This window comes from Micromonospora globosa (assembly GCF_000717585.1).
Lineage (GTDB): Bacteria > Actinomycetota > Actinomycetes > Mycobacteriales > Micromonosporaceae > Micromonospora > Micromonospora aurantiaca.
Genome location: NZ_JNZR01000009.1, coordinates 143226 through 151621, shown reverse-complemented (window position 1 = coordinate 151621; position 8396 = coordinate 143226). Strand labels below are relative to the sequence as shown.

At 65.7% G+C, this 8396-nt stretch carries 8 protein-coding genes; 7 read left to right on the top strand and 1 reads right to left on the bottom strand.

Features of this window, described 5'->3' with window-relative positions:
- The first annotated feature begins 355 nt into the window (after window positions 1-355).
- From IF06_RS0111845 to IF06_RS0111810, 6 genes are all read left to right on the top strand, one after another.
- Window positions 356-595, top strand: coding sequence for a hypothetical protein (locus tag IF06_RS0111845; RefSeq protein ID WP_030270966.1), 240 nt, complete (start codon window positions 356-358; stop codon window positions 593-595).
- A 1511-nt stretch (window positions 596-2106) separates the two neighbouring features.
- Complete coding sequence (locus tag IF06_RS0111840) at window positions 2107-2778, top strand: HNH endonuclease family protein (RefSeq protein WP_013285067.1); 672 nt, start codon at window positions 2107-2109, stop codon at window positions 2776-2778.
- Window positions 2779-2975: 197 nt separating this feature from the next.
- Window positions 2976-3149 carry a hypothetical protein gene (locus tag IF06_RS33925; RefSeq protein ID WP_013285068.1) on the top strand — a complete coding sequence of 58 codons (174 nt, stop codon included), beginning with the start codon at window positions 2976-2978 and terminating at the stop codon, window positions 3147-3149.
- A 277-nt stretch (window positions 3150-3426) separates the two neighbouring features.
- Window positions 3427-4623 carry a helix-turn-helix domain-containing protein gene (locus IF06_RS33075; protein WP_013474590.1) on the top strand — a complete coding sequence of 399 codons (1197 nt, stop codon included), beginning with the start codon at window positions 3427-3429 and terminating at the stop codon, window positions 4621-4623.
- 489 nt (window positions 4624-5112) lie between these two features.
- On the top strand, window positions 5113-5292 hold the full coding sequence (locus IF06_RS0111815; RefSeq protein WP_030270960.1) for a hypothetical protein: 180 nt from the start codon (window positions 5113-5115) through the stop codon (window positions 5290-5292).
- Window positions 5289-5597, top strand: a complete 309-nt coding sequence (locus tag IF06_RS0111810; RefSeq protein ID WP_030270958.1) for a hypothetical protein — start codon at window positions 5289-5291, stop codon at window positions 5595-5597. The genes IF06_RS0111815 and IF06_RS0111810 overlap by 4 nt, the downstream gene beginning before the upstream one ends.
- A gap of 864 nt (window positions 5598-6461) precedes the next feature.
- Here the strand turns inward: IF06_RS0111810 and IF06_RS0111805 are convergent.
- A complete protein-coding gene (locus IF06_RS0111805) occupies window positions 6462-6752 on the bottom strand; it encodes a barstar family protein (protein ID WP_030270957.1) in 291 nt (96 codons plus the stop codon).
- 407 nt (window positions 6753-7159) lie between these two features.
- Between IF06_RS0111805 and IF06_RS0111800 the strand changes: the two genes are divergently transcribed.
- Window positions 7160-8062, top strand: a complete 903-nt coding sequence (locus tag IF06_RS0111800) for an IS5 family transposase (RefSeq protein WP_030270955.1) — start codon at window positions 7160-7162, stop codon at window positions 8060-8062.
- Window positions 8063-8396 lie beyond the last annotated feature (334 nt).

Here is an 8396-nt window from a genome sequence, read left to right as displayed (position 1 = left end):
AAGATCCTCGACCTGCCCAACCAGGTCTGGATCAACAAACCCGAACCAGAACGGCAGGCCGCTTAACTCCCGCTGGCCTCAATCCCTTGACATGTTCCGTTCCGGAGATGGTGGAGCGCGGTACCTCCTCGAACGCCTTGCCGGAGATCGGGATGGTTCGGGTGCCGAGCAGGTGGGTGACTAGCTGGGTGACGACCGACGCGGCCGAGACCGGACGTCCACGGACGATGGTGGACCGATCCGGCAGCTCAGCTCAGCTATTCGCTCAGCTCATCGACGCCTGGTCATTCCTTCGGGACGAAGCGGTCGAGGCTGAGGGCCCAGGTAGGCGTCGGTGCCATGGCAGCGTACGGCGGTGACGTTCGATGATGACCGGTACCTGGATGCCTTCGTCGACTACAGCAGAGGGCATCACTTCGTTCGGCTTGACGTGGAAGTGCCGGCGGAGACCCTGACGGAAGGGCTGGCAGGTCCCGATGACGACGTGCCACACGGCTCGTTGTGGTTGTCGGCGGAACGGGCGGAGGCGCTGGCTAGGGCGTTGCTCAGTTGCGCGGCACAGGTGAGGAAGCAAAGCCGACTGCGCGACCCGTGAGTGACTAAATGGGTGACGACCGGGCCGGACGCTGACGGACGAGCGTGGACCCCAGAGGACCCTTCCGACGGGTCAGCCCGGGTGCAGCAGCAGGTCCCCGCTCCATGTTAGTTGCCTGGGGGGCAAGTAACTCGGCGATAGGAGAGCCAGACCCAGCGAGACTGTTGAGAGCGGCGGCCGTCATCCCAGCGGATGAGCGCTGCTCTTGGGTCGCGCGTGCCGAGACTGCGGTTGAGCGTCAAGTAGAGAGACTCCTCCGGGTGCAGCCAACCGAGCGGCATCCTGGGCCACAGGGCCGAGACGGAGGGGTCTCCGAGTTCCAGCGATGTTCCGTCGTCGTCGAAAAGTTGCACCTCGACCTTCTTCATGTCCGCCGGGCCGTGGTTCGTGACGACGACTCGCACCTCCTCATGCCAGCCAGACTTGTTGTGATAGTCGAATAGATCAAGGCGAGCGGATGGGCTGGCCTTCCTCTCGCGCCACCACACGCGGACTACGCTGTACCACAGATTCGCAACGCTGATTACGAGCGCGACCCATGCGGCTAGGGCGCTCCATACCGGGGCCTTCACCACCTCAGGGTACGTGCGTGGTCGGCAGCTACCCCGCCAGCACACCTGGGGCACAAGACAGCGTGAAACGTCGTCAACCAGCGAGTAGCGATGACAGCCCGAGACGCCTCCTGAACAGGTGTCGGGTGCTGGTTTTGCTGATGAGGAGATCAGGGATCTTAGTTCCGCTTCAACGTATGACCTGTCTACTCGATCGCTCGTAGCCACCAAGGAAGGTCGGTCCGGCCAGACGGATTGGGCAGTGTCCGGGCTTGCCATGTTTGGTCAGCGCGGCTGATGATCCGCCGTAGGTCCCGGCGAATATGGCTTGGTAGTTGACCCAGGGCGACCTCTATGACGGTGCGGGGATGCTGCCAGTCCTCGTGCCAGTCGTAACACTCGTCATGCCACGGCACGGTGCCACTGTGGCGGATTCTACGAGGCGGACGAATCCACAGCAGCACCGCTTGGGCGGTCCAGTTGTCCGGCCAGCCGAAGTGTTGATCGACCTTCCGGAGGACACCAATCGCGGGGCCTGGCAACCCTGGCACGTTTAGACGGCTTTTCGGCAACCGGCGGTGGCGTCGGCGGAGGCTGCGTCGGACGGTGGCAGGCGACCGGCGGGGCATGGGGCTTCCAAGCCTGGAGGTTGCCACTAATTATGCCTGACGGTCAGCCGGAAGCCTGCCGTAGATGTCGACAGCAACGGTGACAGCAACCGGCGTGGACACAACCACCCAGTAAGGGACGACGCCGGACGGTTGGCCCGAGGCCAGGGACGCCGACGGACCCTGCCGGACAGGACGCCCAGAACTTACAAGCGAGGGGTCGAGGCCGTCGGGTCGCGAGATGGCGGCCGGCTGTTCGATAACCGGCCAGCTGTTCTTTACACGCATGCTCATCGATTGACATGATCGTCGGGGAAGGTTGCTGTTCCCTCCTTGACGAAAGGCGGCAGCCATGCCGATCGCGCCCGTTATCCCCATCCCGCGTTCCAGGCGGCGTGCCGCCGCGATCACTGTCGCCGCTGTCGTGGGTGCCGTTCTCGCCGTCGTGAGCGGACAGTCGGCTTCGGCTACGCCTCCGGGCATCCCGTCCAAGGCGACGGCGCAGTCGCAGCTCAACGCCTTGACAGTGGCAGCGCAGGGCTCGATGGCCGGCTACTCGCGGGACCTGTTCCCCCACTGGATCACCATCACCGGCACCTGCAACACCCGCGAGCAGGTCCTCAAGCGCGACGGCACGTCCGTTGTGGTCAACAGCTCCTGCGCCGCTACGTCCGGCCGCTGGTACAGCCCCTATGACGGTGCGACCTGGTACGCCGCCTCCGACGTCGACATCGACCACGTCGTGCCCCTGGCGGAGGCATGGCGGTCAGGGGCCGACTCATGGACGACGAGCCGCCGGCAGAGCTTCGCCAACGACCTGACCCGCCCACAACTGATCGCGGTCACCGACAACGTCAACCAGTCCAAAGGCGACCAGGACCCCTCGACGTGGCAGCCGTCCCTGACGTCGTACCGCTGCACCTACAGCAAGATGTGGATCACCGTGAAGTACAACTGGGGCCTGACGCTTCAATCCTCCGAGAAGTCAGCACTGCAGGACATGCTCAACACCTGCGCCTTCTAACCGCGAGAGGCAGCCCAGCCGACGACGCGGAGGCGGACGAGCGGCCGGGCCGGCGAGCAGGTACCTGCGTCAGGCGGGCGAGGGGAGGCAGCCAGGAGGCTCGCCCTCTACCTGGCCGCCCAGCTCGTTGACGCCGCCCAGGACCTGGCCCACGTCCCCGCCGGCCACCTGCACCACCGCTTCCTCGGGTGGACCCGATGAGCATCCTTCAGCCTGGCGACGAGAAGTTCCACTACAGCGACGGCTCCCACAAGTGGACCCCGCCAGACCTGGACTACGACCAGGAGGTCTGGGAGGAACAGGTCCGCCAGCACAAGCAAGGCCACCTCAGAAACGAGCGCCCCAAGGTCCGCATCCAACGCCTGATCTAACGCCAGCAGTACAGCAGCGAAGTACAGCAGCCGTGCCAGCCGAACCAGGCCGAGCAGCACACCAACAGGGCGCCTGACCTCGTATCGAGCCTGATCCGACCGGCTCGCCGACATTTCACACCGAAGAGATCACTATTTGACCCCACGGGTGCCGTGGGCCAAAGCCCCTTCCCCGAGAAGTGAGCAGCGTGGGCATCCGCGTGCGGAGAGTCGGGGTACCGTCGATGTGGTGGCGGCCGGCTGATTCGCTTGGCCTCTTGAGCTTGGGAGCGGCGCTATGGCCTCGTCCGTCGATCCGCGCTTTGGGGTAGCTCTGCGTGAGTTTCGGGAGCGGCGTGGCCTGTCGCTTCGGTCTCTCGGGCAACTCGCTCATCGGAGTAAGAGCCATCTGCACGAGTTGGAGGCAGGGCTCAAGGCTCCGACGGTCGACACAGCGCGCCACCTGGACCGGATTCTCGACGCCGGGGGAGTGCTTGCTCGGCTGGTCGATGCGCCGATCGACCATGCGGCCGAGGCCGGCGAGTTGCGAGCGAGAGTCGCCGCCAGTGATGTCAGCAACGACATGCTCGAACGGATCGAGCAGGGCGTTGACGACCTCGCCAGCTCCTATCCGACGATGGCACCGGCGGATCTGTTGCCGTTGGTGCGGCGGCACCTCTCCTATGTGGTGCGGCTGCTCGACGGACGGGTAACGCTTGCTCAACAGCGTCGGCTGTTGGTTGCCGGCGGTTGGTTGGCGGTGCTGCGGGCCACGGTTCACATCGACCTGCGGCAGCGGAATGCTGCGGCTGCTCATCTGCGAGCTGCTCGTGACCTTGCTGAACACGCTGAGCATCCCGAGATTCAGGCGTGGTGTCTGGAGACGCGGGCTTGGGACGTGTTGACACAAGGTGACTACCGTTCAGCACTCGATCTTTCCCAGCAAGCTCAACGGGTTGCACCTCAGGGCAGCTCTGCCAGGATTCAGGCGACTGCTCAGGAGGCCCGTGCATGGGCTCGCATCGGAGACGTTGCTGCCACCCGACGAACGCTGGACCGGGTAGAGCGATCGGCGGCGAATCTTCCCGTTCCCGAGCGAGCCGAGCATCACTATCGCTACGACCCTGCCAAGGCCGCCGCCTACACGGCCACGACTTTGGCGTGGGCCGGTGACCCGGGCGCCGAGCAGGTGGCTCGGGCCGTAGTGGCCGATCTGGATCCGCACGGCGATGGGGGAGCGCGGCCACGCCGGTCGGCATCGGCGCGTCTCGACCTCGGACTTGCCCTTGTCGCCGCCGGTCAGCCGGACGAAGCGGTTGCGCTCGGGGCGCAGGCCGTGGCATCCGGGCGTGTGGTGCCGTCGAACTGGTGGCGAGCCGCGGAACTGCTGGCAAAGGTTGAGGATCTCGGAGTGCCCGAGGCCGCGATGTTCCGTGAACTGTGCGTCGAGTACGCGCCGAGCCGACGATCAACAGCGGACAGTACACCTGGTTAGCGGACAGTCACCTTCTGGATCGTAGGCGCGTGCGGCGCGACGCTGGACCTCACTGAACCGGGCGCGGATCGAGGCACATCAGCTGGTGCCTCTTCGTGCTCTCATCACGGAGGGCCAGAAGATGACGGTGCCTGTCGGGCTCCTGCGGCAACTCGTGGGCCGGTACCTCCCGTCGATTCCGACGGCGTACGGCGTCGGGCAGCGCATCCAGATGATGGAGCAGGACATCGCCCGGCGGCGGTTGCTGGACCAGGCGCGAGGCGGGCAACAGGCCCCGGGGTGCGCCGGGGACACATCGATGTCGCGAGAGCGGCGCGTCTCGTATGACGAATACCTTTCTGCCACCGCGCTGACTCTTGCTCGCAGGCACCGGCCGGTGTGGTCGTGGCGGCTCTGGCGGCGCATCTGCAGCTGTGGGTCCGAACTGCCCTGCCGCGTCCGGCACCGGATACCGATCAATCGGGGCCACTGGCCGTCGGAGGGTGAGCAGTGACCAGCGAGCAGGAACAGGCGATCGTCGCGGTTCACGTCCGAGGGCTCGACGGCATGTGTGTCGGCTGCCGGCTGTGGTGGGCGCGGCTGACTCCGTACCCGTGCTGGCAGGTGGAGTGGGCGACCAGCCGGCAGGCGCGGGCGATCACCGCGCGATTCCTGGAGAGCGCGCGGTGACCACCCACGGCCCGGTCATGCCGGTCTGGACCTGCGGCGGCTGCGACCTGCCCTGGCCCTGCCCCACGCGCAAGCGGGAGCTGCGCGCGGAGTTCATGGATGCGCCGGTGTCGCTGGCTCTCTACCTTGGTGCCTACCTCGTCCAGGCCACCGAGGACATGCCCTGGACGCCGGCCGGCGTGCTGCACCGTCGCTTCCTCGGCTGGACCAGGGAAACCGGCCACCTCATGCCGGTAGTACAGCAGCGAAGTACAGCAACCGTGCCAGCCGAACCAGGCCGAGCAGAACACCAACAGGGCGCCTGACCTCGTATCGAGCCTGATCCGACCGGCTCGCCGACAGTCCACACCGAAGAGGTCACTCGGGAGGCGGCCTTTCTGCTTGCTGCCTTCGGCGGGGCCAGACGGCTCCAAATGGAGTTGCCGCACGGTTCCGCGTCATGGGTGGTTGAGGTGGGATGCCATCCCGCCAGCCACCGACCCAGGCAAGCCGAGCAGACCAGGGCCCGGGTGTGGGTCGGCGGCAGACAGGGACACGTAGCGACGCGTGATTGCGGAGCACGGGACACGGTCAGGCGGCGGACGCAGCCGGAACTGTCCATGATCCCGGCGTCTAGGGTGGAACAGATGATGGGCACTGCTTGGTGGTAGCGAACCTTGCGGCGGTGAGAGTCTTGTTCGATGATTGGCAGCACGGCTGGGCCTCTTGGAGTGGCCAGCGCCGTAAAGTCAGGAACCGTAAGTCCTACCGCTTACTCGTGCTGTCCGGGCGGAGCAACTTGCTCGCGCTTGCTCTTAGCGCACTGATTCAGGTTCTGTCGATCAAGAACATCGTCGGTAACACCACGGGACTCGTTCTAGCTCTTCCGTGTGTTGTGGTATTTCTCGTGTCTGCACTCGTGGCTGTCGTGGCGCTAGCAATTGAGGCCACCTATTTCTCGCAGACCCCACTTGGGCGAGGGCCAATCCAGCGTCAAGCTCGGTTTGGCACCATGTTTTTTGTGGATCTAATAACGCTTCGTGTGCTTCCACGTAGAAGTTCAGGCGCTGGGTGACTTACTGAGTGACGACCGTGCCGTGCATATTCGGATGTTGTCGGATCGTTCGTGCAGGTGATCGCTCCCGCAGCCGCAGGCCACCGCATTGTGGTTTTCCTTCGGGGCGAAGAGATCAGCGCAGCTCGAACGTGAACCGCTTCTCGTGGCCAGCCTCTTGGTCCTCGGCCTCCACGGCTCGCAGGAGGCCACAGATCCTTTCGAATCGCTCCGCTCCGAGACTCTTCTCGCTGTCCTGCCAGTCAGTCCAGACCACGGCGACCGGGCGGGGAACATCCCTGCTCAGTCGGTCCCACAGAGCATCCAGGTTCGCACCGTAGTAGGGCCCGAAGTCGAGAGCACGGGCCAGGAACTGGTGAAGGTCGGCTTCGGTTCGCACCTTGCGGCCGTCGATTTCCAAGAGCACGTGTCCTCACCCGTCCCTGCTGGCAGCTACGCCACCGACGCGCGTCTCGTCTGGGCCAGGCCCGTGCCCGATCCATGCCCGACACAGCGGTCAACACGGGGCGACAGGGCCACGTGAGCTGCCCGACGATCAACGTTCGGTAGCGATCTCCCTGATGCTGCAACTAGCCACCGTATAGATCAACCCGATTCCCAGGCTGACCGTGCGACATGCGGCCGATGACCGCTCGCCGCTCCGGGCCGTCGCTGGGTGCGACCTGTACGCCGGATTACGGTGACTGCTCTACTAGCCCGTGTTTCGTAAGTGGGCGTGGGCCTTGTGAGGTCACGGCGTGGCGATGATCGATAACTGAAGAGGTCTCCGGTAAGTGGGTTAGCGACCAAGCAAACCTGAATACCGGAGACCTCGTGGCCAGCCTAGCGGCGGCGGCGCGGCATGACCTTAGCGACATCCAGTGGCAGCGCCTGCACCCGTTGCTACCTGCGGAATCGTCGCGGGGAAGACCGTGCAAGTGGACCAGGCGACAGATCATCGATGGCATACGGTGGCGCGTACGCACCGGTGCGCCATGGCGTGACGTGCCCGAGAACTACGCCCCATGGCAAACGCTGTATCGATGGTTCCGCCGCTGGCAACGGGACGGCACCTGGGCCCGCATCCTGGTCGGGCTCCAAGCCGCCGCTGACACGGCCGGACGCATCGACTGGACCGTCAGCGTCGACTCCACGATCAGCCGCGCCCATCAACACGCCGCCGGCGCCCGCCGTGACGGAGACCAGCAGAAAGAACCACCCGGCGGAATCCATGCCGAGCCCGCCGACCATGCGCTGGGCCGCTCGCGAGGCGGATGGACCACCAAGACCCATATCGTCTGCGAACAGGGCCGCAAGGTCCTGGCCACCGTCGTCACGGCCGGGCACCGCGGCGACAGCCCGCAATTCATCACGGTCCTCGACCGCATCCGCGTCCCCCGGCCTGGGCCCGGCCGGCCCCGGACCCGCCCGCAGCAGGTCCTGGCAGACCGGGCCTACACGTCCAGAGCCAACCGCGCCTACCTGCGCCGACGCGGAATCAAGGCCTGCATCCCGAGCAAGAGCGACCAAGACGCCCACCGTCTCGCGAAAGGCTCCCGCGGCGGCCGACCACCCGCCTTCAACCCCGATACCTACCGCCGGCGCCACGCCGTGGAGTGCGGCATCAACCAGCTCAAACAACACCGCGCCATGGCCACCCGCTACGACAAACTCGCCGTCCGCTACGAAGCAACCCTGACCATCGCCGCCATCAACCAGTACCTCCGAGCCTTATGAAACACGGGCTAGTGGGGTGCGTGGCCGCCTTTCCTACCTGACGATGGTGGCTGGGGGCGTGGTGGCGGCCGCGGTCGGACTCATGGTCGCTCTGGGTTACGTAGAGCAGCCAGGACCCTTCAACGAGGCGTTGTTGGGGGCGATCGGCGGCGGGATGACGGGGGCGGGTTTCCGGCGCTGGAGGAAGTACCGCTCGCCGGGCCTCGGGCACACCCGGGGCACAAGACGGCGTGAAGCCTCGGCGACCAGCGACCAATGATGTGAGGCCGCGACGTGGCGCGGCCAGCGCGTCGAGCAAGCCAGCGCAGATGAAGTGGACGCACGTCTAGGTTGG